We start from the raw sequence: 24847 nt of genomic DNA, 5'->3' as shown, positions 1-24847 counted from the left end.
AGCGCAGGACGCGGTGGGCACGGCGCGATGCGCCTTTGCCCACCCTACATCACCTCGCAAGCCGGCCACTCACTCGGCGCGAAATTTTCGTTGCGCCATGCGCAGATTGGCCGCCGCGATGTTGAACGTGCTCGAACACTCGTCTTCGTTCTCGCCGTCCGCCAGCGCCGCGCCGCAGTGCCGGCAAAGCCGCGTCGAGAACGCCTGCGCCTTGCCAACAGCGCGGCTCTGCTGATAGCGCGCCAGCTCGATGACGTTACGCGGCGACTTTATGAGTTTCTCAACCATGGGATCCTCGCGGCCTGAGACGCGATTTATCGCAGACAAGTTTCGATCATTCGTTCAGCCCACTGCTCAAATTTTAGCGGTGAAGTTGAACCGATCTTCGCACGTGTGGAACCGCAGGGAACCGCGCTCTACAACCACTTCTTCCACCTGAAGAACAGGTATGGCAGCACTGCTGCCATGAGCATCATGAAGAGTGCCATCGGATAGCCGTGCGCCCATTCGAGTTCCGGCATCGCCTTGAAGTTCATGCCGTAGATCGAGGCGATCAGCGTCGGCGGCATCAAGACGACGGCCATCACCGAGAACAGCTTGATGATGTTGTTCTGCTCGAGATTGACGACGCCAAGCATGGCGTCGAGCGTGAAGGTGATCTTGTTGGAAAGATAGGACGCGTGGTCGGTCAGCGAGGCGACGTCGCGCTGCATAGTCTTGAGCTGCTCGCGCATGTCCTTGGACCATTTGACGCCTTCCACCACCGCCGACAGGAAGGTCACGACGCGGCCGATCGACACCAGGCTTTCGCGGATCTTGGAGACCAGGTCCCCCTTGCGGCCAATCGCGATCAATATCTGCGAGTACCGCTTGGCATGACCATGGCGCGCGCTTTCGGGCTCAAAGATGTCGTGCGAGACCTGATCCACCTCAGCGCCAGCGCGTTCCAGGATATCGGCGCAGCGGTCGATCACCGCGTCAAGTAGTTCCATCAGCACCATCTCGCCCGAGATTCCCGGCATGCATGAGCGCGCCAGCTTGTGCTCGATCAGGGCAAACGGCTTCGGCTCATCGTAACGGACGGTGACCAGGCGGTGACCGGCCAGGATGAATGTCACGGCCGTGGTCTTCGGCATGTCGGTGTCGGAATTGCACATCAGCGTCGCGGTCATGTAGCGGGCGCTGTTCTCGATATAGAGCCGGCTGGAAATCTCGATTTCCTGCATGTCCTCCCGGGTCGGGACCGCGATCCCGGCCAGCCGCTCAACCGCGCGATCCTCCTCCGACGTGGGGTTCAAGAGGTCGATCCAGACTGCATTGTCCGGAAGGGCCGCCGGATCCGCGGCGGGGAGCTTCTTGAGTGTGGAGCCGAAGGGAACAAAGACCGAAAACATGGGCAACTCCGAAACTGGGCGGCGGCCCGTTGTTCTACGTGCTTCTCTACGCGAGCCGGTAACGACTTTCGCATCAAAGCGCCATGGCTACCGAAGGATACTAAATCCGATTCTGCCGAGCGCTTCATGACCGGCGCATTAACCGGCGATCCATATTTGTGGCGGCGGGGTGGCGCTGGCGGGGCCCCGATCAGGCTCGGGGCATCCCCTGTGGCCAGAAAACAACCGACGGCCGCAAAACTTGCGGCACAAAAGCCACAGCTGGGCTTCCGCAGCGCCGAACAGGGCTGCAAATGCTGGCTTATCGGCCGGTAATTGCGGATAATGGGATTAATGGAATCGTCGCGTTTTTGGCGCAAGATTGTCGCTGCGAACGCCAGACTTTCGATTGGAAGTAGCCATGTCGCTGAAAGTAATGTTGGGGTTGCTCGCCGCTGGCCTTGCGTTGTCCGGCTGTATGCCGGCAACCACTTATCAGGCCGCCCCTGAGGCCAACCTCAAGCCGAACGACAAGGCCCAGCTCGCGAAAGCGCGGTATGCTGCGGTTAAGCCTCCTGAGCCGTTCCGCCGTGCCATTGTCGACTATCACCGCAAGGAACTGCCCGGCACCATCGTCGTCGATTCCGACAACCACTACCTCTATCTGGTGCAGGATGGCGGCAAGGCGATCCGCTACGGCGTGACCGTGGGCGAGGAAGCACTGGCTTTCTCCGGCATCGCCCGGGTCGGCAACATGGCCGAATGGCCGAAGTGGACGCCAACCGCCGACATTCACAAGCGTATCGAAGGCCTGCCGGCTTCGGTGCCCGGCGGCGTAGATAATCCGCTCGGCGCCCGCGCGCTCTACCTCTATCAGGGCAACCGCGACACGCTGTTCCGCATCCACGGCACCAACCAGCCGGAATATATCGGCGCGTCGATCTCGTCAGGCTGCATCCGTATGACCAACGAGGACGTCATCGACCTCTATAGCCGCGTGAAAACCGGCACCGTAGTCGTTGTGCTCGAGCCCAAGCAGGGTGACTCGCCGTTCAACTCCAAGATGGCGCTGCAGGGCGGCGGCAACAGCGGCCCGATGGCCCAGTAGTCGACGTCGGTTACACTGCAGTCAAGGATCAAGAGCGCCGGTTTTGCCGGCGCTTTTTCTTTGCAGGCTTTTCCTCACGCGGCGGCTCGTCCTTTTCGGCATTCGATTTTTCGGCCTCGGGCTCGGCATCATGAGCCGCTTCAGATTTGCCAGCGTCGTGCTTGCCGGCATCCGATTTGGCATCTTCCGGTTTGGCGGCAACCTCGCGCGGCGGCGCTTCCTCGGGCCGCTCGGCCGGCAATAACGGGGCCTTCTGCGGCAGCGGGTCCCACACGTCCCACTGGCAGATCCGGTAATTGCCGCGCCGTTCCATCAGGTCGAGATGGATGTGGTCCTCGTGGTACCAGTCCGAGCCCGGACCGAGCACGGTCGAAAACCGCGTGCAGGCGGAGTGCAGCACGCTCTCGCGCAATTTCCGCGGCACGGTCCGGTCGGTCAGCGAAATCGAGGTGCCATCGGCGAGCTTGAAGCCGCGCACGTCGAGCGCGTTCGCGCGGCCATGTTCTGAGAGTTTCGCGCCCACGATGCGGTTTCGGCCCCGGCACTCGAACGAATCGAAATTGTCGAGGTCGGAAACGGTGCTGCCGAGGCGCTCCGCCAGCGGCGCAAGGTCGTTGCGGATCCAGTCGGCGACCGCGGAAGCCATGGGACAGCGCAGGATCGCTGCCGGCTTCACTGACACACGCCGCTTGTCCGGCAGCACGATCGCCTCCAGCCGCACCAGATCCTCGCCGCCGCAGCCGTTGGTGCCACGAATATCCGGGATGCTGGGAGCGATGGCGACTTCGTCCGTCAACGCCAGCCGGCAGGCCGATGGCTGCGGCGTGGGCTGGGGCGCCGGCGTCGCCTGCTCCTTGGCCTTGTCCTTCTCAGGCGATGCCTGCTCCTTCTCGGGCGGCTGCTCAGCCTCGTCAGATGGCGCTTCGGCGGGACGCGGCTTCGGCAACGGCACGACGGCGTGTCGCGCCTTTGCTCGCGGACGCGGCTGTAAATGCCTGAACAGATTGTCCCAGGGCGCGGCGTGCGAGGCCTTCGCCGCCAACGCCGGCTCGGCTGGCATGCCAATCAATAGCGCTGCCGCCGCAGCGGTAACCATTGCCGCTCCAATGCGGCCAAAGGCGCCATTAGCCCATTTTCGGCTTGCTTTCCGCGCGGTAAAGTTCATGTCAATTCCACGAACCCAACCGCCGATCCGCCCATAGAGAGGGCAGATCGCGGCAAAGAACGAACCATTGGAGGAAAGTGCGTATGCTCGGCTTGATGCAAGATTGGCCTTTGCTTTGCCATCGGATTATCGAACACGCGGCGAAGTATCACGGCACGCAAGAGGTCGTCACGCGGTCCGTCGAAGGTCCCATTCATCGCACCAATTACGCCGAAATTCATGCACGCGCGCTGAGAGTATCGCAGCGTCTCGACCGCGACGGCATCAAGCTCGGTGATCGCGTCGCCACCATCGCCTGGAACACCTGGCGCCACCTCGAATGCTGGTACGGCATTATGGGAATCGGCGCGATCTGCCACACCGTCAATCCGCGACTTTTCCCCGACCAGATCGCCTGGATCATCAACCATGCGGAGGACCGCATGGTGATGACCGACATCACCTTCGTGCCGATCCTGGAAAAGCTCGCCGACAACCTGCCGAGCGTCGAGCGCTACGTCGTGCTGACCGACAAGGCGCACATGCCGCAGACGACGCTCAAGAACGCGATCGCCTATGAAGACTGGATCGGCGAGGTCGACGGCAAGTTCACGTGGAAGGACTTTGATGAAAATACCGCGGCCGCGATGTGCTACACCTCGGGCACGACAGGTGATCCGAAGGGCGTGTTGTATTCGCATCGCTCTAACGTGCTGCACGGGCTGATGGCCAACAATGTCGATGCCCTCGGCACCAGCGCCGCCGAGACAATGCTGCCGGTGGTGCCGTTGTTCCATGCCAACAGCTGGGGCATCGCGTTCTCCGCACCCTCCATGGGGACCAAGCTCGTGATGCCCGGCCCCAAGCTCGACGGCGCCTCCGTCTTCGAACTGCTCGAGACCGAGAAGGTCACGCATACTGCCGGCGTTCCGACCGTGTGGCTGATGCTGCTCAACCACATGGCGGCCAATAATCTGAAGCTGCCCCACCTCAAGAGTGTGGTGTGCGGCGGCTCGGCGATGCCGCGCTCAATGATCAAGTCGTTCGTCGATATGGGCGTTCGCGTGCGCCACGCCTGGGGCATGACCGAGATGAGCCCGATCGGCACGGTGGCGGCGCTGAAGCCGCCCTTTGCCGAGCTCACCGGCGAGGAGCGCCTCGACATCCTGCAGACGCAAGGCTACCCGCCGTTCGGCGTCGAGATGAAGATCACCGACGATGCCGGCAAGGAGCTGCCGTGGGACGGCAAGACGTTCGGCCGCCTCAAGGTCGCCGGCCCGGCCGTCGCCAAGGCCTATTTCAAGCTTGATACTGACATCCTCGACGAGGAAGGCTTCTTCGATACCGGCGACGTCGCCACGATCGATCCACACGGCTACATGCGGATCACCGACCGCTCCAAGGACGTCATCAAGTCCGGCGGCGAATGGATCTCGTCGATCGATCTGGAAAACCTCGCGGTCGGCCATCCCGCGGTCGCGGAAGCCGCCGTCATCGGCGTCTATCACCCCAAATGGGACGAGCGTCCGCTTCTGATCGTGCAGCTCAAGCAGGGCCAGAAGGCGACGCGCGAAGAAATCCTGAAGTTCATGGAAGGCAAGATCGCCAAATGGTGGATGCCTGACGACGTCGCTTTCGTCGACGGCATCCCCCACACCGCGACCGGCAAGATCCTGAAGACCGCGCTGCGCGAGCAGTTCAAGAGCTATAGCTTCCCGAACGCGGCGGCGTGAACTGAGGCTGTCCCTTCCGTGCCCGGGAGGGACAGCCTACAAAACTGCCGGCGTGAACTTTGATCGACGTCGGCGACTGAACGTTTCCGCATTTTCGGCAGCTTTACGCACTACCTTGCACGCAGGCCGTCGTCCCTTTCGCGTCATCAGCGGCACGGTTTTCCGGCTGCTCGTCGGTGGGCGCGAGGCAGGGTGATGGCTGCCCAGACCTCACGTGCCATCCGCACCGCCGAAACGAGCGAAGATGCCAACGCCGCAGCGCGTTGGCGATGCGCGATGGTTGCATAAGCCCTGATATCGATACTGCCGTTAGGGTGGCGCAGGACGCCATCGCCGCTGCCGGGCTGCTCCGGGCCACCGCCCCATGTCACCTGTGCTGACATTGCTTTCGTCTCCACGAACTGATGCTGCGAACTTATTCCTTTCCACAGGATTGATAATCTTCTATGTTTTCACTTCATTCCTGAAATTGGTTCATGAATAGCGCCTCTGACGAAATGAATGCCTTTGTGCGGGTGATCGAACGCGGCAGCTTCGCCGCGGCGGCCGGCGATCTCGGGATCACGCCTTCAGCGCTCTCCAAGCTCGTGACCCGGATCGAGGACCGGCTCGGCGTCCGCCTGCTGACGCGCACCACGCGGCGTCTGGTCCTGACCGCCGAAGGCGAACTGTTCGTCGCCCGCAGCCGCGAAATCCTCGCATCGATCGAGGCCGCGGAAGCCGAAGTCACGGCGGCCAGCCAGGCGCCGCGCGGCCATCTGCGGATCAGCGTCGGAACGACCTATGCCAAGCAGATCCTGGGTCCCGCGCTGCCGCTCTTCCTCACCCGCTATCCTGACATCACCGTCGAGCTTCTCGTTTCGGACCAGCAAATCGATCTCGTTGCCGAGCAGGTGGACCTGGCCATTCGCTCCGGATGGCTCGGCGACTCCACGCTTGTGGCGCGCAAGCTCCATGACGCCAGACGCCTGATCTGCGCCAGCCCGCGCTATCTGGAGAAGCACGGCTCACCACGCGTGCCGGCCGATCTCCTGCAGCACAATTGCCTGACGATCACCGACTTTGGGCAGTTCAACCAATGGCCGTTCCACACCAGCGAAGGCATCAACCGGCTTGCCATCTCGGGCAACCTTGCGAGCGACAATGCCGACCTGCTGCTCGATGCGGCGGTGGCCGGGCTCGGCATTGCGCGACTGGCTGATTTCGTCGTCGCGCGCGCGATGCGGGAAGGCGCGCTGGTGCCGCTGCTAGAGGACAGCCATCTGAGCGAGCCGTTTCCGGTTCACGTCGTGACCGTGCCCGGCCGTCACCGCACCCCGCGCGTGAAGGCCTTCACCGAATTCATGGTCTCGCAAATGAACGGTGGGCGGTGACAGCGCACAGCACCACCGTTCACGGCAACGGCCGCTTCCAGACGATCGGGAACGTCGGTGCAATTGACGGGCGCGCATAGCGCGCCCGCCCGGAGAATCAGCGCGAGAGCGCCAGCGCGTCGAGCTGTCGCTGCGCGTCGGGCTCGCCCCATTCCTTTGCGCGCTGATACCACATGCGGGCCTGGGCAACATCAGCGAGCGGACCGTCGGCGCCGATCTGCTTGAGCCGCACCGGATCGTAAGTCGTACCGACGAGCAGCGCCGCACGCGCATCGCGCGCCTCTGCGCCGCGCAGCAGAAGCAGCCGCGCCGACTGCACATCGCCAGCGGCGAGCAGGTCCTGTCCGCGCTTGAGCAGGACGGCGATTTCCTTGGGATCGAGGCTGCGCACGACCTCCGCCCGCGGCGCGGCGGGCAGGGCGGGCGCCGACGGTGCGGCGGTGGCCATGGCAACGGGGGCGACGGGCGGCGGCGCGGAAGCTGCGACCGGCGGGGCAACGACCGGCCGCGCGACGACCGGCGCCGCAGCGACCGGCACGGGCGCCCAGCTCAGCCGCGTAGACGTGCCGGTGAGCGCCGCGCCAGTGCCGTCACGCAGTTCTGCCGTCACCAGCATCTGGCCGGTGAATCCGTCCGGCGGAATGACCGAAACGCCTGATATCTCCGTGGCCGATACGCGCCACTCGCCCGGACCGACCCGCCTGCCCGACGTCAGCCGTGCGGCTGCAGCCAGTCCACTGATAGATACGTAGGCGTCAGGCGGCGGAGAGCCGACGTGGATGCCGAGCGGCACGGGATCGTTGGTGAACCCGCTGCCATCCTGCACGGCCAAGGTCGGCGTACGCTTCGCCGGTTGCGGCTGCGGCGCCGGAATCACCGACGACTTCACCGACTGCCAGGCAGCCGAGAGCGACGCATCCTGATTGGCAGGGCGTTGCGAAGACGGAATGGCCATGACGAGAAGCATCGCGATGCTGGCGGCAATCGCCACCGCGATCGAGAAGCGGATGACCTGCTGAAGGAGTGCGCGCCGTCCCGATAGATCGCGGAGCACGGATGGCGCTTCCACGGGCACGTTGTCCCTCGCCTCCTGCATCGCCTGGGCGACGGCCTTGGTGAACACTTCGGAATCCTGGCGGCGTGGCGACTTGCTGAATGGTTGTAAGGGCGGCCCTTCCGTCGTCACTCGCGGACGCCAGCCATCGTCGTTCTGCATGAGCATCGGGTTGTTAGGCTGCTCACCACTGCCCCGCTCCCTCACCTCGCGCGGCGCATAGTATGCCGGATCGTTCGGGCCGACATATCCTTCGTGCTTTGCATTACTCATACTGAACACTCGCCCTCGTGGGGCCTTCCGCTAGCCCCGCGGACGTATGCCGATTGCGCCCTATGCGATCTTAGAACTCCGGGGGCGCAACCGCAATTTATTTGCGACTCCGCCCGCAACAAGGACCAGGAGTTGAGATCATCCTGCAGCGCTTCCGGCTGACACCCGCCGTTTCCCCATTTGGTTGGCGTTCGCCGGCGTCCCGTGCAGGACAGTCCCGTGTTGCGGCAAATACGACAACCTGGCGGCGAGAGGTAGACGAAAGTTAGTCCAACTTCAATTCACAACTAATAATCAATTTACAGCGATAGTTAACCCGTAAAGTTGCTGAAGCATGACGATTGGCCGACGAGTATTTCGTGCAAAACCTTGAAATTCGCGCCATGCCGTGGTCTCAAGCTGCGGGTTTGCAACCCGGCCACCCGCCGGCCAGACTCCAACACGGTAGATTTTGACCGATGGCCCGAAGGTTTTCCGCTCCCTATCAGTCGGAGCCCGTGTCCAGCCTCGCTACCTGGTCGCGCAACCTCGCCATCTTCGCCGTAGTCGCGGCGATCGCCTCGATCCTCATCGTGCGCTTCGACTTTCTCGAGATGAAGCCGGCGCTGGTGACCTTCTTCGGCGCGCTCGGTTGCGCCGTGCTTTCCATCCTGCTCGGCCTCGCCGCCTTTGCCGCGATCTGGCAGAACGGCTCGCGCGGCATGGGCCGGATCCTGCTGGCGTTCCTGATCAACGCCCTGCTGCTCGCTTACCCGGCTTACCTCGCCCTGCAATACCGCAAGCTGCCGGCGATCCACGACATCACCACCGATCCGATCGATCCACCGCGCTTCGAGGCGCTGGCACGGCTGCGCGGCGGCGAAGGCGTCAACTCCGCGGTTTACGCCGGCCTCTATTCGGCCGAACAGCAGCGGATCGCCTATCCCGACATCGAGACGGTAGAGCTCGAAGTACCGCCGCAGCGGGCCTATGAGGTGACGCTGGCGCTGGTCAACAAGCGCAAATGGCTGGTGATCGACGAACGGCCGCCGCAGCCGCCGCGTCGCATCGGCCGCATCGAGGCAGTGGCACGAACGCCGATCATGGGATTCCGCGAGGACGTCTCGATCCGGATCACGCCCGACGGCGATGAATCGCGCGTCGATATTCGCTCTTCCTCGCGCTATTTCGAAAGCGACCTCGGCAGCAACGCTGCGCGTATCTCCAAGCTGATCGAGGACATCAACGAAGCCGTCGATAACGCCAAGCCGGCAGCGCCGAAGAAGCCGCAGGCGCCGGCCAAGGCGCAGGCGAAGAATGTGAAAAAGTAGCGAATGGCGAGTAGCGAGTAGCGAATAGCAGGGCCGCCCTTCCCTATTCGCCACTCGCCATTCGCTATTCGCCGCTACGGCAGCCGATACGTTCCGCCGATCACCGGATCGCCGTCGGTCGCCACGAGCCCCCGCGCAACCAGATCTTCCAGATGGGCCAGCACGGAATAGCCGGCGGCATTGGTCAGCCGCGGGTCGATGCCGATATAGATCGCGCGCACCATGGTCGGAATGTCGGCTTCGCCCTTGCCGAGCCGGTGCAGGATCGAGGCTTCGCGGGCCTGGCGGTGGCGGGTCAGGAAGCGGACGTAACGCGGTCCTTCTGGAATTTCCGGGCCATGGCCTGAAAAATACAGATCCTCCTCGCGCGCTTCCAATCGCGCGAGCGAGGCCATGTAGTCGATCATCGATCCGTCCGGCGGTGCCACGATCGAGGTCGACCAGCCCATCACGTGATCGCCGACGAAATTGATCTTTCGCTCAGGCCACGCAAACGCCAGGTGATTGGCGGTGTGGCCGGGGGTGGCGACCGCCTCCAATGCCCAGCCCTTCCCCTCGATGACGTCGCCGTTCTTGACTTCGATATCGGGCCGGAAATCGCGGTCTGCGCCGGACTCCGGATTGTGTTTCTCGCTCTCGAAGCGCGGCCGCGAGGCGCGATGCGGCCCCTCGGCGTAAACAGGCGCGCCGGTCGCCGCCTTGATCCGCGCGGTGTTCGGCGAATGGTCGCGATGAGTATGGGTGACGAGAATATGCGTGACCGTCTCGCCGCGCACGGCATCGAGCAGCGCCTTCGCGTGCGCCTCATCATCGGGACCGGGATCGATGATCGCGACGTTGCCCTTGCCTACGATGTAGCTGACCGTGCCGGTAAAGGTGAACGGGCTCGGATTGTTGCAGAGAACGCGCCGCACACCGGGCCGCGGCTCGTCGACAATGCCGGGCTTCAGCGGAAAGTCGCGGTTGAACGGGATGTCGTCGTTATCGGCCATTGTTGTTCCTGTTGTCGCGCCACAACCACCGTCGTCATACCCCGCGAAGGCGGGGTATCCAGTAATCACTACGTTCGAGCCGAAACGAGAGGCCGCGGCGTACTGGATCGCCCGCTTTCGCGGGCGATGACAGCGGAAAGTGAGGCCACGTCGGAGTATCCTCTCAACACACTTTACGAAAACGCCTGAATGCCCGTGATCGCCCGGCCCAGGATCAGGGCGTGGACGTCGTGAGTGCCTTCATAGGTGTTCACGGTTTCCAAATTGGCGGTGTGGCGCATCACGTGATACTCGATCTGGATGCCGTTGCCGCCGTGCATGTCGCGGGCGACACGCGCGATGTCGAGCGCCTTGCCGCAATTGTTGCGCTTGACGATCGAGATCATCTCCGGCGCCATCTTGCCTTCGTCCATCAGGCGACCGACGCGGAGCGAGGCCTGCAGGCCGAGCGCGATTTCGGTCTCCATGTCCGCGAGCTTCTTCTGCACGAGCTGCGTCGCCGCGAGCGGCCGGTTGAACTGCTTGCGATCAAGTGTGTATTGCCGCGCGCGATGCATGCAGTCCTCGGCTGCGCCCATCGCGCCCCAGGAAATGCCGTAGCGGGCGCGGTTGAGGCAGCCGAACGGTCCCTTCAGGCCCGATACGTTGGGCAGCAGCGCGCTCTCCGGCACCACCACGCCGTCCATCACGATCTCGCCGGTGATGGAAGCACGCAGGGACAGCTTGCCGCCGACCTTTGGGGCGGATAGGCCCTTCATGCCCTTTTCCAGAATGAAGCCGCGGATCTGGTTGTCATGCGCAGCGGATTTCGCCCAGACCACGAACACATCAGCGATCGGAGCGTTGGAGATCCACATCTTGCTGCCAGTCAGCCTGTAGCCGTCCGAGACCTTCTCGGCGCGGGTCTTCATGCCGCCGGGGTCAGAACCGGCATCCGGCTCGGTCAGGCCGAAGCAGCCGACCCACTCGCCGGTCGCGAGCTTCGGCAGGTATTTCTTGCGCTGGTTCTCATCGCCATAGGCGTAGATCGGGTACATCACCAGCGACGACTGCACCGAGTTCATCGAGCGATAACCGGAATCGACGCGCTCGATCTCGCGCGCCACCAGGCCGTAGGCGACATAGCTCGCATTGGCGCAGCCATACTCTTCAGGCAGGGTAACGCCGATCAGGCCGAGCTCGCCCATCTCGTTGAAGATCTCGCGGTCGGTCTTCTCTTCCAGATACGCGTTGATGACGCGCGGCAGGAGCTTGTCCTGTGCATAGGCGCGCGCGGTATCGCGGATCATGCGCTCATCTTCGGTGAGCTGGTCGTCGAGCAGGAACGGATCGTCCCACTGAAAGGAAGCCGCAGCCGGCTTGTCCTTGGCTTGAGGGCGCACGCTCATGAAAATCCCTTTCGCATCACTGTCCTCATGTAATTGCCGCCAAATTAATGCGCTATCGGCGGAAGCGCAAATGGATTGGGTACTCGTCATTCCGGGATGGTGCGCAAGCACCAGACCTCAGGTGCGCAATTGCGCACCGCAAATCTCGAGATTCCGGGTTCGATGCTACGCATCGCCCGGAATGACTCGTCCCTATCACTCCAACTTTTCGTTGGAGACGATCTCGATGCCGAAACCGGATAGTCCCTTGTAATCGTGCACCGACGAGGTGAGATTGATGATCGAGGTGATGCCGAGATCGCGCAATATCTGGGCACCGACGCCAACTTCGCGCCATTGCCGGTGGCGATCGGCTTCCGCGGTTTTTGGTTCGCCGACCGGTTCGACGGGAACCCCGGCCGCGCCATCGCGCAGATAGACTAGCACGCCGCGACCGGCCTTCTTGAAATGGTCCAGCACGATTTGCATGCGCGCCTGGCCGGTGAAGAGATCCTTGACGATGTTGGGCTTGTGCAGCCGCGTCAGCACGTTCTTGCCGTCGCCGACGCCGTTATAGACGAAGGCGGCATGCGCAATTTCGTCGAACGGCGAACGATAGGCATAGCCCTGCAGCGGTCCGATCGGGCTATCGGTAGTGAAGGTCGCAACGCGCTCGATCAGCTTCTCGCGCGCCTGGCGGTAGGCGATCATGTCAGCGATCGTGACGTGCTTGAGCTTGTGCTTGGCGGCAAAGCGCGCCACCTGCTCGCCCTTCATCACGGTGCCGTCGTCGTTCATCAACTCGGAGATGACGCCGACCGGCGGCAGCCCGGAGAGCTTGCAAAGATCGACGGCCGCCTCGGTGTGGCCGGAGCGCAAGAGCACGCCGCCATCGCGGGCGATCAGCGGGAAGATGTGGCCCGGCCGGGCGAAATCATTGGCGCCGGCGTTGGGATTGGCGAGCGCGCGGCAGCAGGAGGCGCGCTCCTCCGCCGAAATGCCGGTGCCGCCATCCGGCTTGTAGTCGATCGAGACGGTGAAGGCGGTGGTGTGGTTGGACTCGTTGTGCGCCACCATCGGATCGAGCCGCAGCCGGCGGGCATCGTCGGTGGTGATCGGCGCACAGACAATGCCGGAGGTATGGCGGATTATGAATGCCATCTTCTCCGCGGTGCAGAGCGAGGCCGCGACGATCAGATCGCCCTCGCCCTCGCGATCGTCATCGTCGGTGACGACAACGAGCTCACCCTTGGCAAAGGCTTGCAGAACTTCCTGGATCGTATCGGCCATTTTCCCAAAATCTCGTCATATCCCGCTCAAGTGCAGAAAGTGCATTAGCCGGACTTCATGGCCAGCGCCAGCGTCAATACGCAGGGCAGAACCTCAGCCGGCGGGTGCAGCGAGTGGCCATGCCACAGGCCTTGGAACGAGCAAAATCGCTTACGATTCCGCCCGATGGCATTGACCGTCCCGATCAGCCGTAGATATGTCGAGCTGCCGGCGAAGTCAGCCTGTACCGCCCTCTTTTTCCGCTACGGCAGCACCTCGCGGCGCTCGCTGAGCAGCGCGTCGGTCTCGGCGCGCTTGTCTTCCAAAAGCCCGGCCTGGGCGGCCTCGATGACCTTGTAGAGCTCGTGGGCGTCGCTGAGCCTGGTTACCGTCACGTAATCGGCCCCGGCCTCGTAGAGGTCGTTGACATCAGCCAGTATCTCCGCGGTCGCGACGATCTTGGCAGTCGGGTTGAGCGAGCGCACGTGCCGGACCAGCTTTTCATTGTCGGCGCCCTTAAGCAGCGAGTCCGGGATGCTGAGGATAATCAGCTCGGCCTTGCCGACGCCGGCATGCACCAGCGTATCAACATTGCTGATGTCGCCATAGACCACGTGCATGCCGCGGTCGGTCAGGGTGCGGAACACCAGCGGGTTGAAGTCGATCACCGTGATCTGCTCGAGCACCGCCGGATTGCGGCGCTCGATCTCGGCGACCAGCGCGCTGGCGGCGCGAAAGAAGCCGAGGATGACGATCCGGCGCGCCTCCCCATGCCCGCCCTCGTGACCGCGTTCGGCTTCATGCTTGTGATCGAGATCGCGCAACCCAATTCCCTTCAGAAGGCCGATCAGGCCGCGCGTCACCTGGTCGCTGCGGCCCATGACGAAGGTGCTCAGCACCGCCAGCACCACGAAGGCGAACGACGCCGCGCTCGATGTCTCCGGGCTGATATGGTGTGCGAGCACGCCGGTTTGGATCACAACCAGCGAGAATTCCGAGATCTGCGCCAGGTTGATCGCCGGCAACAGGCTCGCCCGCAGGCCCTGCTTCATCAGATAGAGCGGCGTGAACGTCGTGACCACGCGGCTGACGACGGTGAAGGCCGCGATCGCCAGCGCCAGCCCGATCACCGATGCGCTGGGAATCGGAATGGTCATGCCGAGCGAGACGAAGAACAGCGTGATGAAGAAGTCGCGCAGCGTCGTCACCTTGGCGGTGACGTCGAGCGCATAGGGGAACGTCGACAGCGAAACGCCGGCGACCAGCGAGCCCATCTCGCGCGACAGGTGCAGTCTCTCCGCGATCTCGCCGATCAGGAAGCACCAGGCCAGCGCGCCGAGCAGGACCAGTTCCGGCCGGCGCGCGATCTGGTGGAACAGCCACGGCAGCACGTAACGGCTGAGCACGAGCGCAACGCCGACCAGCACGCCGACCCGCACGATCGACAGCAGGATCACGCTCACCTGCAGATTATCGAGGCTCGGCTGCACCGCCAGGAACAGGATGGCAAAGATATCCTGCAGCACCAGCACGCCGAGCGTGATCCGGCCCGGCAGCGTATCGAGCTCGCGCTTCTCGTACAGCACCTTGACGATGATCACCGTGCTCGACAGCGCGCAGGCGACGCACAGATACAGCGCGTCGAAATGGCCGCTGCCCATCGACAAGCCGATCGCGATAAAGAACAGGATTCCCAGCACCACACCGCCGATCAACTGCCCGCCCGCGGCGAACAGGATGACCTTGCCGGCGCGCACGATCTTCTTCAGGTCGATTTCCAGCCCGATCATGAACAGCATGAAGATCAGGCCAAGCTCGGAGATGACGGTGATCGATTCCTGGGACTCGACCCAGCGCATGCCGAATGGACCTATCACGAACCCGGCGATAAGGTAGGCCAGGATCAGCGGCTGCCGGGAGAAATGCGCCAGCAGGCCGAGCACCCAGGCGAACAGGATGCATAAGGTGATATCGCGAATAAGTTCGTGCATGGTTCCGGATTTCCCCCTGCCCCAACCTAGAAGTACCCGCGCAGGGGGCAAACAAGCAATGTGTCACAGCCGTGGAAGAGGCCTTCTTTTCGCGATTCTGGCCGTAATGTCGATCCTTGATTGCCCGGACGCCGTGGCGCAGACCGGGGCCATCGAGCAGAACTTCGCCACGTCGCTCACGGTGGTGGCCACCGCCGGACATTATGCCTTCATCAGCGAGCGGCGGCCGATCAAGATCATCAAGAACTAGCCTGCCGGAAGGCCGCGAGCGCCTTCTCAACCAAAAACAAAACGGGAGTGATTATCCATGTCCACTGCAACCCCCTTCGACTTTTCGGCCCTCCTGCCCGCTGGATTGCCGGCGCCGGCAGCGCGGTGGACGGGGCTCGCCAAATACAGTTTTGTCGGCGGCAACAACGATCCCGAGCAAGTTCCGGTGGACGGCCTGATCGAGGCGGTCAACGCCGTGCTGCGGCGCGAGGGCAAGACGCTGGCGACCTATGGGCTCGCCAGCGGTCCGCAGGGCTATCGCCCGCTGCGCGAATTCCTCACCACCAAGCTGAAGCGCGACGCCGGTATCGCCTGCACCGCCGACGACCTCCTGATCGTTTCGGGTTCGCTGCAGGCGCTCGATCTCGTCAACCAGACCCTGCTGGCGCGCGGCGACACCGTGCTGGTCGAGCAGGAAACCTATCAGGGTGCGTTGACAAGGCTGACGCGGCTCGGCGTCAATGCGGTCGGCATTCCCCTCGACCATCAGGGCATGCGGATAGACGCGCTGGCGGCTGTTCTTGCCGATCACAAGCGGCGCGGCATCACGCCGAAATACATCTACACCATCCCGACCGTGCAGAACCCGACCGGCACCATTCTGCCGGAGACGCGCCGCGCGGAGATGCTGAAGCTGTCGCGGGAATACGGCGTGCCGATCTTCGAGGACGATTGCTATGCCGATCTTGTCTGGAGCGGCCAGCGCCCGCCCGCGATTTATGCGATGAGCCAACATGGCGGCGTCATCCACATCGGCTCGTTCTCCAAATCAATCGCCCCTGCCCTGCGGGTCGGCTTCATCGTCGCGCCCTGGGAAATGATGTCGCGGATGCTGGCGCTGAAGACCGACGCCGGAAGCGGCGCGCTGGAACAGATGGTGCTGGCGGAATATTGCGCGCCGCATTTTGCAACCCATGTGCCGAAGCTGACGCGCGGCCTGCGCGCCAAGCTTGACACGCTGATGGAGGCGCTCAACGAGCAGTTCGGCACATCAGCCGAATTCGAGGCGCCCGAGGGCGGCATCTTCCTGTGGGTGAAGCTTCCCGACAATGTCGATACGCTGAAACTCTATCAGGCCGCGCTCGCCGCCGGCGTCGCCATCAATCCCGGGCCGGAATGGTCGACCGACAAAACCTATGCCGGCAGCCGTTTGCGGCTGTGCTTCGCCAGCCCCTCGCAGGAACAGATCCGCGAGGGCGTCGCCGTGCTCGCCGAAGTCTGCCGCAAGGAATTCGGCGTGCCGGCACGGATTGCCAATGTGGAGAAGCGGGCGCGGGGCTAAGCGTCCAAAACCCGGTCGTGCGCGGAGATCAATCCAGAGATGACCGGGACACACTCGCAACATCGCATCGGGATCGCGCTCGTGGTGGGCGCGTCCATCGCCTGGAGCACCGCACCTTTCTTTACACGGCTGCTTCCCTATGATTCCTGGACCATCCTGTTCTGGCGGGGCTTGTTCGGCGGCGCGATGATCATTGCGATCAATCTGCTGCTGCAAGGCCGCGCCGGGCTCCGCGATTTCGTCGAGATGGGCGTAAGCGGCTGGCTGGTCGCATCGCTTTCGACGCTGGCGATGGTGGCCTTCATTCCGTCGTTGCAATTGACGAACGTTTCCAACGTCGCCGTCATCATTGCAACGGGCCCGCTGGTCACAGCCGCCATCGCGTGGATATGGCTGCGGGAAGCGATCGCGCTACGAACCGTTCTGGCCATTCTAACAGCGCTCTTCGGCGTCGTGATTATCGTCGGCACTGCCCGTATCGATTCCGATGTTCTCGGCATCGCGCTGGCCTGCCTCACCACTCTCGCCATCGCCGTCATGACGGTCGCGGTGAGGCGCTACAAGAGAAGGTCGATGGTCGCCGCAGCAGCCGTTTCCAACATCCTGGGCAGCATCGTCAGCCTTCCCTTTGCCCAGGGGTTAGCGGCGGTCACCGGCCACGATCTCGTCATTCTCGCGATGTTCGGCTTCTTTCAGGTCGCGCTAGGCCTGACGCTGTTTTTCCTCGCGTTGCGGCTGTTGCCATCAGGTCAGGCCGCGCTGATCTCGACGCTGGAAACGCCGCTAATGCCGTTCTGGGTCTGGCTTGCATTTCACGAGACGCCAGGCCCGCGGGCACTCATCGGCGGCGCGCTGGTAATGGCCGCCGTGATCGCCGATATCATTGGCGACAACCGCGCACGGAAGCAGCTGGCCTGATGGCCAGAACAGCGCCCAAGCGAAGGGGTGGCCGCATTCATCAGGATCAAATGGCCTCGGCCACGTCGCCAGCTGGCGCGCCCGCCTTATTCGCTCTTGATTCCGGCCTCGGCGATCAGCTTGCCCCATTTTGCGCTTTCGCTCTGGATGAATCGGGCGAAAGCGTCGGGTGACGTCGGCGCGGGCTCGGCGCCGAGCACGCGGATCTTCTCGATCGCCGCAGGATCGCTCAGCGCCTTGACGAAAGCCGCATTCAGTTTCCCAACGATGTCTGGCGGCGTGCCGGCGGGCGCGACAATCCCGAACCAGCCGACGGATTCGAATCCGCTCAGGCCCTGCTCCGCCAGCGGCGCAACGTCAGGCAGAAAGGCGACGCGCCTGGCGGCGGAGACTCCGAGCGCCTTCAGCTTGCCTTCCCGGATCAGTTGCTGGGACGCCGGGATGTCCAGCACGGCCAACGGAATATGGCCGGCAAGAACGTCGGTGGTAGCCGGCGCGGTGCCGCGATAGGCGATCAGTTGAACTTTGACGTCGGCCTTTTGCGCAAATAGCGCCGAGGTCAGGTGCATAGCCGTGCCGTTGCCGCCATGACCGATCGACAGACCTTGCGGCTGGGCCTTGGCCCGCGCAATGAGGTCCGCGACCGACGTCACTTCAGATTTTTGCGACGCAACCAGCACGAACGGGATTTCCGCCAGCAAGGTAACCGGCACGAGATCCTTGATCGGATCGAACGTCATCGCCGCACGGTTGAGATGGGGATTGACCGTCAGCACGCCCGCGGCGGCAACGCCGATCGTGTAGCCGTCAGGCGCAGCCTGCGCTACGGCGCCAATGCCGATATTTCCGCCCGCCCCAGCCCGGTTTTCGATCACGATCGACTGGCGCAGATCCTCCGCCAGCACCGGCTGCAGGGCGCGGATCACGATATCGGCGCTGCCGCCGGGCGGGAACGACACGATGATCTTGATCGGCTGGTCGGGATATGCGTTTGCTATGCTGGCCGCAGACGGCGACAGCAGCGAGAACACAACAACAAGGCTCAAGGCTATGCCCTGCCGCATCGACCGAAACATTGGCGTCTCCCCGATGATTTTTATGGCCAGCAGTTATGCATGAACGTTCCAACGCAGCAAGTGACAAGCCAGCAGGCGACAAGGCAGTGAGCGACAATTTGAAAACCCGCGTTCTCGTGGTTGGCGCCGGTCCGGTGGGACTGACGCTCGCAATGGACCTCGCGCAGCGCGGCATATCCGTCACCGTGGTTGAAACGCGGTCCGCCGGCGAGCCGCCGAGCGTGAAGTGCAACCATGTCTCGGCACGTTCGATGGAAATCTTTCGCAGGTTAGGTGTGGCACAGAAGCTGCGCGACACCGGATTGCCGGCCGATTATCCGAATGATTGCTCCTACCGCACCACGGCAACGGGCATCGAGCTCTCGCGCATCTTCATTCCCTGCCGGCGCGATCGCTATACCGCCACCGGTGGACCGGATACCGACTGGCCGACTGCCGAGCCGCCGCACCGCATCAACCAGATCTACATGGAACCGGTGCTGTTCGCCCACGCCGCAGCGATCGACGGGCTCCAGATTCTGAACCGCACCGCGTTCGAGAATTTCCGCGAGGAGAACGACGGCATCGTCGCGACCGTCAGAAATCTCGATAGCGGAAGGGCCTTCCAGATTCATGCCGAGTTCATCGTCGGCTGCGATGGGGCGCGCTCGCTGGTTCGCAAGGCGATCGACGCCAACCTGCAGGGAACGCCGATCATCCAGCGCGTGCAATCAACCTACATCCGCGCGCCTGCCCTGCTCGGCATGATGGACCATCCCGCCTGGATGACGCTGTCACTCAATCCGCGGCGCTGCGGCACCGTGGTCGCGATTGACGGCCGGGAGAAATGGCTGATCCATAATCATCTCAACCGCGAAGACGAAACTTTCGAGACGGTCGATCGCGACGCCTCGATCCGCGCCATTCTCGGTGTCGGTCCCGATTTCGAATATGAGATTCTGAGCAAGGAGGATTGGGTCGGCCGCCGCCTGGTCGCCGACCGCTTTCGCAAGGGGCGCGCCTTTATCTGTGGCGACGCGGCGCATCTGTGGATGCCCTATGCCGGCTACGGCATGAATGCCGGGATCGCCGATGCAACCAACCTCGCATGGCTGCTCGCCGCCTATCTGGAAGGCTGGGCCGACATCAAGATACTCGATGCCTATGAGGCGGAGCGCCAGCCGATCACCGAGCAGGTGTCACGCTTTGCGATGGAAATGGCCGGCAAGGTGCTCAGCCAGCGCCGCACCGTTCCGGAGGAAATCGAGCAGCCGGGGCCTGAAGGCGATGCCGTCCGCAAGCAAGTGGGACAGGCGGCCTATGACCTGAACGTGCAGCAATATTGCTGCGCCGGGCTCAACTTCGGCTATTTCTACGATCACTCGCCGATCATCGCCTATGACGGCGCCGAGCAGCCGGGTTTTACGATGGCGGACTTTACGCCTTCCTCGACGCCGGGCTGCCGCCTTCCGTTCGCGAAACTTGCCGACGGACGGCCGGTCTATGATGCGCTAGGGCGGGGCTACACGCTGTTGCGCTACGATCCGGACGTCGCGGTCGCGCCGCTCGCCGATGCGATGCGCGGCAGCGGCGCTCCGTTCGCAATCGTTGATGTGCCCCGCGACGAGGCGCAGCCACCCGGCGGCCGAAAACTCATCCTCGCGCGCACCGATCAGCACGTCGCCTGGCGCGGCGACGTCATCCCGGATGATCCGGCCCCGCTCGTGAACAAGCTGCTCGGCCGGGCCATCTGAGACAAGCAGCGCGATCCCTCAGCGCACCGCGAACGGCGCCTGATAGGGCCGGCCGAACGGCACGCCGTTGATCACGGTCTGCACCGGCTTGAGCAGCAGCTTGCCCTCGCGCTTGTTGTTGCGGGTGTCGACGAACGAGGTCTGCCCCTCGATCAGCTCCATGATCGCGACATCGCCCGGTGCACCGATCTGCAGCGTGCCGATCTTGGGCGCACGGTTGATGATCTTGGCCGGCGTAATCGTCGCTGCCGCCACCACCTGCTCCAGCGAAAGGCCGAGCGTGACGAACTTGCTCATGACGTTCGGCAGGTAAGGCATTCCAGGCGAATTACCGGAGAAGACGTGGATATCGGAGGAGATCGTGTCGGGCGTGCAGCCGCCGGGCAGCGCGACCTCCGCGACCGTGAAGTCGAAACTGCCGCCGCCATGGCCGACGTCGAACATCACGCCGCGCTGCTTGGCTGATAGCGCCGCCGGCAACAGCTTGCCGTCCTGCACGATGTTGGTGAAGACGCCGCCGATGTTGGGTGCCCCGGAATAGGCATGGGTGAGCACGTCGCCGGGCCGCATCAGGTTGAGAATTTCCGACATCAGCTCCTTGGTCTCGACGCCGCCGATATGCACCATCAGCTTGGCCGGCCAGCCGCACATTTCGCAGGCCTTGATCGAACGCTTCAGCGGCTCGAGACCATGCTTGGCGATAACGTTCTCCGACATCCGGACCTTCACGCCGAGCAGGAAGTCCGGATTTTCGGCCAGCGCCATCGCGCAGGCATCCAGCTGCGCATAGTCGATGTTGTAGAGCTCGGGAATCGGGAATCCGGACAGGCCGTTATTGGCGATGTGGACGAAGGCATAAATCCGCGCCCGCGACTGCGCCACGATGTAGCGCCGCAGCGCGGCGAGATTATTGACGCCGGCATCGCCCGCCGACACCACCGTTGTGGTGGCCTGCACCTGCACCAATTCGTCGGCGGGAATGCCGATCGCCGAGCCATAGGGATAGACGTGAGAGTGCAGATCGATCAGTCCCGGCGTGACCAATTTGCCCGAGGCGTCGATGGTTTTCGCGGCACGCGCGGCCGGAATTTCATTCTCCACCGCCTCGATGACGCCCCAGCGAATGCCGATATCGCGCTTGCCTTTGAGTGATTGACTGGGATCGAGCACGTCGCCGCCCTTGATCACGAGGTCGAACTTGTCGTTCGGCGCCATCGCGGCGTTGGCGCGGCCGGATATGGCAGCAATGGCGGCCGTCCCCGTCAGGCCCAGAAAATCACGGCGTGAAAACCCGGTCATCGCAGCGCTCCCCCTGATATTATTTTGCGGGATGATGCTCCCGGCGCGGGCGTTCTGCAAGCAGGGCGTGCATCGCCCACGCAGGAGCGGAAATGCCGCCGACGATCTTCGAGTGGGCAGACCGACGCCGCCTGTGCCAAGCGGCCTGACCGATTTGCTGGCGGCGAGTTCTCACTCAAAAGTTCGATGGTGGAAGCGCGCGACGCGCGCACCTGAACAAGCGTTCAGAATTCTCTTCAAGTTCCTCGGGAACGTTCCATCGGACGTGATGTTTTATGTCAGCTTGATTGGAGGAGAATTGGAATGAAGAGACTTGCATACATCGTCGCTGCACTTGGCGCGCTCGCGATCGCGGCGCCGTCGATTGCAAGCGCCGAGACTGTCGTGATCAAGAAGCGCGGCTATCATCACCATCACCACCATCCCCACTACGGCGCACGTGCTGAATTCCGGCGCGACCGCGGCTGGCATCGCGGATGGCGGCATGGCCATCGCGACAGGACTGTGGTCATCAAGAAGTATCGCTACTGAGGCCGACGCCTGAAATGAAAATGGCTCCTCGCGGAGCCATTTTCTTTATTGCACGCTGGCTTCGAAGGCTCAGCTGTAGATTTCGAACAGACCTGCGCCGCCCTGGCCGCCGCCGATGCACATCGTGACGACGCCCCACTTGGCTTTGCGCCGGCGGCCTTCCTGCAGGAGGTGGCCAGTGAGACGCGCACCGGTCATGCCGAAGGGATGGCCGATCGCGATCGAGCCGCCATTGACATTGTACTTCTCGGGATCGATGCCGAGCTTGTCGCGGGAATAGAGGCACTGGCTGGCGAAGGCTTCGTTGAGCTCCCAGAGATCGATGTCGTCGATCTTCAGGCCATGACGCTTGAGCAGCTTCGGCACGGCGTAGATCGGGCCGATGCCCATCTCGTCCGGCTCGCAGCCCGCCGACGCCCAGGCGACGAAGCGGCCCATCGGGTTGAGGCCGCGCTTCTCGGCATCCTTGGCTTCCATCAGCACCACGGCCGCCGCGCCGTCCGAGAGCTGGCTGGCGTTGCCGGCGGTGACGTATTTGCCGGGCCCCTTTACGGGCTCGAGCTTGGAAAGGCCTTCCATGGTGGTGTCGGGCCGGTTGCATTCGTCGCGATCGACGACATAGTCGACGATCGACTCCGCCTTGGTCTGCTTGTCGACCACCTTCATCTTGGTCTTCATCGGGACGATTTCGTCCTTGAACTTGTTGGCCTGCTGGGCGGCCGCCATGCGGCGCTGCGACTCCAGCGAATATTCATCCTGGTATTCGCGGCTGACCTTGTAGCGCTCAGCGACGATGTCGGCGGTGTCGATCATCGCCATGAAGATGTCGGGCGCGGTCTTGAGCAGGTCGGGATCGATTGATTCCTTCGGCGAGCCGCCGCCGGGGATCGAGATGCTTTCGACGCCGCCGGCCACGATGCAATCGGCGCCATCAGAGCGGATCGAGTTGGCGGCCATCGCAATGGTCTGCAGGCCCGACGAGCAGAAGCGGTTCACGGAGACGCCGGCCGTCGACTTCGGCAGGCCTGCGAGCAGCGCGGCCTGACGGCCGATATTGGGCGCGCCATGCGCGCAATTGCCGAGGTAGCAGTCCTCGACATATTCCTTGTCGACGCCGGCACGGTCGACGGCGTGCTTGATCGCGTGGGCCGCCAGGGTCATCGGCGGTGTGATGTTGAATCCGCCGCGGCCGGCCTTCGCCAGCCCCGTACGTGCATAGGAAACGATGACAGCTTCACGCATTTGAAAGACCTCCCTGTGATGCGCTCCAGTATGGACTGGAGCCGCGCCCGTGTGTAGCGAAAACCCGAATTCCGGCCGACGGAAAAGAATGATCCGCAAAAGCCGGCTCAAGGGCGGGCTTTGCACAACGCCTGTCATTGGGCAAGGCCGCAGGTAACCCTCGGCCTGCAGGAAGCCAATGCGCCAGCGCGCGACGAAAGGCCCGGCTATTTCACTAAGCGAAATTGACCGCTATTGAGATCGCTGGCGTGCAAGGGATAGCCAACCAGAACCGGTTCGGGAGTGCGATGGTAAGGGCGTTGCGACAATAGCTGGACACTCATGAACTGCCCGCGATCATCACCGCGGTGCTCGGAGTGATTATTGCGCTCTCGGTGCTGATCGTTGTCGGCGGCTATCTCGCGGTAACGCCCTGAGCCAATTTCATCTGGCTCCCTGCCCGGAGGTCCGCAACACGAGGCTTGCGCGTTTCGTCCGGTCCGCACCTTTGCACCCGCGTTGCACGCCTCATTTCCCTGTTCCGGTCGCAGCAAGAATGGGCGCCCAGCGCGCGATCTCGGATCGTACAAACCGATCGAACGCAGCCGGGTTGCGTTCGTCCTTTGCCGGTATGGAACCGCCGAGCTGGGCAATCCGCTCGCGCACGACGGCCTCATCAAGCGCCTGATCGAGCGCGTTGGAAAGCCTGCCGATGATTTCGTGCGAAACACCCTTCGGCGCAAACAATCCTGCCCAGACGCTCATCTCGTAGTTTATGCCGGCCTCTCTGGCGGTCGGAACATTCGGCAACGTTTCGAGCCGTTTCGCAGCCGCGACGGCGAAGGGCTTGACCGAACCGGCGAGTGCCGACTCCGCGACACTGACCGACTGTTCGCACATGAAGTCGACGTGCCCCCCGACCAGATCATTCAATGCGGGGCCTGAACCACGATAGGCGACGAGCGCCGGCTTCGCGCCGATTTCCGCCGTGAACAGAAGGCAGGCCATGTGCGAGGAGGCGCCGACACCGCCATGCGCCTGCTTGACCGCATCCCCGCGTTGCCGCAGTGCTGCGACAAATTCCTTCAGGTCCTTTGCCGGGAAATCCTTCCGCGCGATAACGACTGCGGGGGAATGAGCGGTGATGCCGATCGGTACGAAGTCGGTAACTGGATCGTATTTGAGGTTCGGCGTGAGCACTGGCGCTGCGACATGCGAGCCCATCGCCGCGGCAAGCAGGGTATAGCCGTCGGGCGCGGCGGACGCGACACGCGCGCTGCCGACCGTGCCGCCGGCGCCACTGACGTTCTCGATCACGATGGATTGCCCGAGGATCTTCGACATCTGGTTGGTGACGATGCGCGCAACTACGTCGCTGGCGCCTCCGGGAGGAAACGGCACCACCACCGTGATGGCTCGGGAGGGATAATCCTGCGCGCGCGCCGAGCCTGCGATGCCAACGAACAGCATCGCAACGAGGCAAGCCTTCCAGACACAAGTGCAAGGTTTCATAGCGCGCTCCTGTCCATG

Annotated in this window: 22 protein-coding genes; 9 read left to right on the top strand and 13 right to left on the bottom strand. The window is 63.2% G+C overall.

The features are described from left to right. Positions 1-69: 69 nt before the first annotated feature. Together J6524_RS33330 and J6524_RS33325 are read right to left on the bottom strand one after the other, a co-directional pair. A complete protein-coding gene (locus tag J6524_RS33330; protein WP_225678137.1) occupies positions 70-288 on the bottom strand; it encodes a hypothetical protein in 219 nt (72 codons plus the stop codon). Positions 289-416: 128 nt separating this feature from the next. Then, positions 417-1394 (bottom strand): magnesium transporter CorA family protein, encoded by a 978-nt coding sequence (locus J6524_RS33325; protein WP_225678136.1) that lies wholly within the window; start codon positions 1392-1394, stop codon positions 417-419. A 400-nt stretch (positions 1395-1794) separates the two neighbouring features. Between J6524_RS33325 and J6524_RS33320 the strand changes: the two genes are divergently transcribed. Beyond that, on the top strand, positions 1795-2481 hold the full coding sequence (locus J6524_RS33320) for a L,D-transpeptidase (protein WP_225678135.1): 687 nt from the start codon (positions 1795-1797) through the stop codon (positions 2479-2481). A gap of 28 nt (positions 2482-2509) precedes the next feature. Here J6524_RS33320 and J6524_RS33315 read toward each other — a convergent pair whose 3' ends face one another. Beyond that, positions 2510-3646 carry an extensin family protein gene (locus J6524_RS33315; RefSeq protein WP_225678134.1) on the bottom strand — a complete coding sequence of 379 codons (1137 nt, stop codon included), beginning with the start codon at positions 3644-3646 and terminating at the stop codon, positions 2510-2512. Positions 3647-3729: 83 nt separating this feature from the next. On the opposite strand from J6524_RS33315, the gene J6524_RS33310 reads away from it, so the two are divergent. Next, positions 3730-5358, top strand: coding sequence for a fatty-acid--CoA ligase (locus J6524_RS33310; RefSeq protein WP_225678133.1), 1629 nt, complete (start codon positions 3730-3732; stop codon positions 5356-5358). 146 nt (positions 5359-5504) lie between these two features. Here the strand turns inward: J6524_RS33310 and J6524_RS33305 are convergent, their stop codons facing one another. Beyond that, a complete protein-coding gene (locus J6524_RS33305) occupies positions 5505-5741 on the bottom strand; it encodes a hypothetical protein (RefSeq protein WP_225678132.1) in 237 nt (78 codons plus the stop codon). Positions 5742-5834: 93 nt separating this feature from the next. Here J6524_RS33305 and J6524_RS33300 point away from each other — a divergent pair, with 93 nt between their 5' ends. Continuing rightward, positions 5835-6731, top strand: a complete 897-nt coding sequence (locus tag J6524_RS33300) for a LysR family transcriptional regulator (RefSeq protein WP_225678131.1) — start codon at positions 5835-5837, stop codon at positions 6729-6731. Positions 6732-6828: 97 nt separating this feature from the next. On the opposite strand, the gene J6524_RS33295 is transcribed toward J6524_RS33300, so the two are convergent. Then, complete coding sequence (locus J6524_RS33295) at positions 6829-8058, bottom strand: SEL1-like repeat protein (RefSeq protein ID WP_225678130.1); 1230 nt, start codon at positions 8056-8058, stop codon at positions 6829-6831. A gap of 458 nt (positions 8059-8516) precedes the next feature. On the opposite strand from J6524_RS33295, the gene J6524_RS33290 reads away from it, so the two are divergent. Continuing rightward, positions 8517-9368, top strand: coding sequence for a DUF1499 domain-containing protein (locus tag J6524_RS33290; protein WP_225678129.1), 852 nt, complete (start codon positions 8517-8519; stop codon positions 9366-9368). Positions 9369-9442: 74 nt separating this feature from the next. On the opposite strand, the gene J6524_RS33285 is transcribed toward J6524_RS33290, so the two are convergent. The 4 genes from J6524_RS33285 to J6524_RS33270 all read right to left on the bottom strand — a co-directional run bounded on the left by J6524_RS33285 (position 9443) and on the right by J6524_RS33270 (position 14987). Beyond that, entirely contained in the window at positions 9443-10360 is a 918-nt protein-coding gene (locus J6524_RS33285; protein WP_225678128.1) for an MBL fold metallo-hydrolase, read from the bottom strand. A gap of 173 nt (positions 10361-10533) precedes the next feature. Continuing rightward, on the bottom strand, positions 10534-11748 hold the full coding sequence (locus J6524_RS33280) for an acyl-CoA dehydrogenase (RefSeq protein WP_225678127.1): 1215 nt from the start codon (positions 11746-11748) through the stop codon (positions 10534-10536). A gap of 195 nt (positions 11749-11943) precedes the next feature. Beyond that, the gene (ribB, locus tag J6524_RS33275; protein ID WP_225678126.1) at positions 11944-13017 is read right to left on the bottom strand and encodes a 3,4-dihydroxy-2-butanone-4-phosphate synthase; all 1074 of its coding nucleotides are present in this window, start codon (positions 13015-13017) and stop codon (positions 11944-11946) included. Between the two features lie 242 nt (positions 13018-13259). Beyond that, positions 13260-14987: a cation:proton antiporter gene (locus J6524_RS33270; RefSeq protein WP_225678125.1), complete on the bottom strand. Its 1728-nt coding sequence runs from the start codon at positions 14985-14987 to the stop codon at positions 13260-13262. A 106-nt stretch (positions 14988-15093) separates the two neighbouring features. On the opposite strand from J6524_RS33270, the gene J6524_RS33265 reads away from it, so the two are divergent. Genes J6524_RS33265 through J6524_RS33255 form a run of 3 tightly spaced genes read left to right on the top strand, consistent with a single transcriptional unit; the run spans position 15094 to position 17457 of the window. After that, a complete protein-coding gene (locus J6524_RS33265) occupies positions 15094-15237 on the top strand; it encodes a hypothetical protein (protein WP_225678124.1) in 144 nt (47 codons plus the stop codon). Positions 15238-15294: 57 nt separating this feature from the next. Next, the gene (locus tag J6524_RS33260; protein ID WP_225678123.1) at positions 15295-16539 is read left to right on the top strand and encodes an aminotransferase-like domain-containing protein; all 1245 of its coding nucleotides are present in this window, start codon (positions 15295-15297) and stop codon (positions 16537-16539) included. A 39-nt stretch (positions 16540-16578) separates the two neighbouring features. Continuing rightward, complete coding sequence (locus J6524_RS33255; RefSeq protein ID WP_225678122.1) at positions 16579-17457, top strand: DMT family transporter; 879 nt, start codon at positions 16579-16581, stop codon at positions 17455-17457. A gap of 86 nt (positions 17458-17543) precedes the next feature. Here the strand turns inward: J6524_RS33255 and J6524_RS33250 are convergent, their stop codons facing one another. After that, on the bottom strand, positions 17544-18533 hold the full coding sequence (locus J6524_RS33250; RefSeq protein WP_225678121.1) for a Bug family tripartite tricarboxylate transporter substrate binding protein: 990 nt from the start codon (positions 18531-18533) through the stop codon (positions 17544-17546). 35 nt (positions 18534-18568) lie between these two features. Between J6524_RS33250 and J6524_RS33245 the strand changes: the two genes are divergently transcribed. Further along, positions 18569-20266, top strand: coding sequence for an FAD-dependent oxidoreductase (locus J6524_RS33245; protein WP_376712110.1), 1698 nt, complete (start codon positions 18569-18571; stop codon positions 20264-20266). An 18-nt stretch (positions 20267-20284) separates the two neighbouring features. Here the strand turns inward: J6524_RS33245 and J6524_RS33240 are convergent, their stop codons facing one another. After that, positions 20285-21565: an amidohydrolase family protein gene (locus J6524_RS33240; protein ID WP_225678119.1), complete on the bottom strand. Its 1281-nt coding sequence runs from the start codon at positions 21563-21565 to the stop codon at positions 20285-20287. A gap of 303 nt (positions 21566-21868) precedes the next feature. Here J6524_RS33240 and J6524_RS33235 point away from each other — a divergent pair, with 303 nt between their 5' ends. Continuing rightward, the gene (locus J6524_RS33235; RefSeq protein ID WP_225678118.1) at positions 21869-22096 is read left to right on the top strand and encodes a hypothetical protein; all 228 of its coding nucleotides are present in this window, start codon (positions 21869-21871) and stop codon (positions 22094-22096) included. A gap of 69 nt (positions 22097-22165) precedes the next feature. Here the strand turns inward: J6524_RS33235 and J6524_RS33230 are convergent, their stop codons facing one another. Beyond that, a complete protein-coding gene (locus tag J6524_RS33230) occupies positions 22166-23338 on the bottom strand; it encodes a thiolase family protein (protein WP_225678117.1) in 1173 nt (390 codons plus the stop codon). A 507-nt stretch (positions 23339-23845) separates the two neighbouring features. Continuing rightward, positions 23846-24829, bottom strand: a complete 984-nt coding sequence (locus tag J6524_RS33225) for a Bug family tripartite tricarboxylate transporter substrate binding protein (protein WP_225678116.1) — start codon at positions 24827-24829, stop codon at positions 23846-23848. Between the last annotated feature and the right edge of the window lie 18 nt (positions 24830-24847).

This window comes from Bradyrhizobium hereditatis (genome assembly GCF_020329435.1).
Taxonomy (GTDB): Bacteria; Pseudomonadota; Alphaproteobacteria; order Rhizobiales; family Xanthobacteraceae; genus Bradyrhizobium; species Bradyrhizobium hereditatis.
The sequence above is the reverse complement of the archived record's forward strand: the minus strand, read 5'-3'. Positions and strand labels throughout refer to the sequence as shown.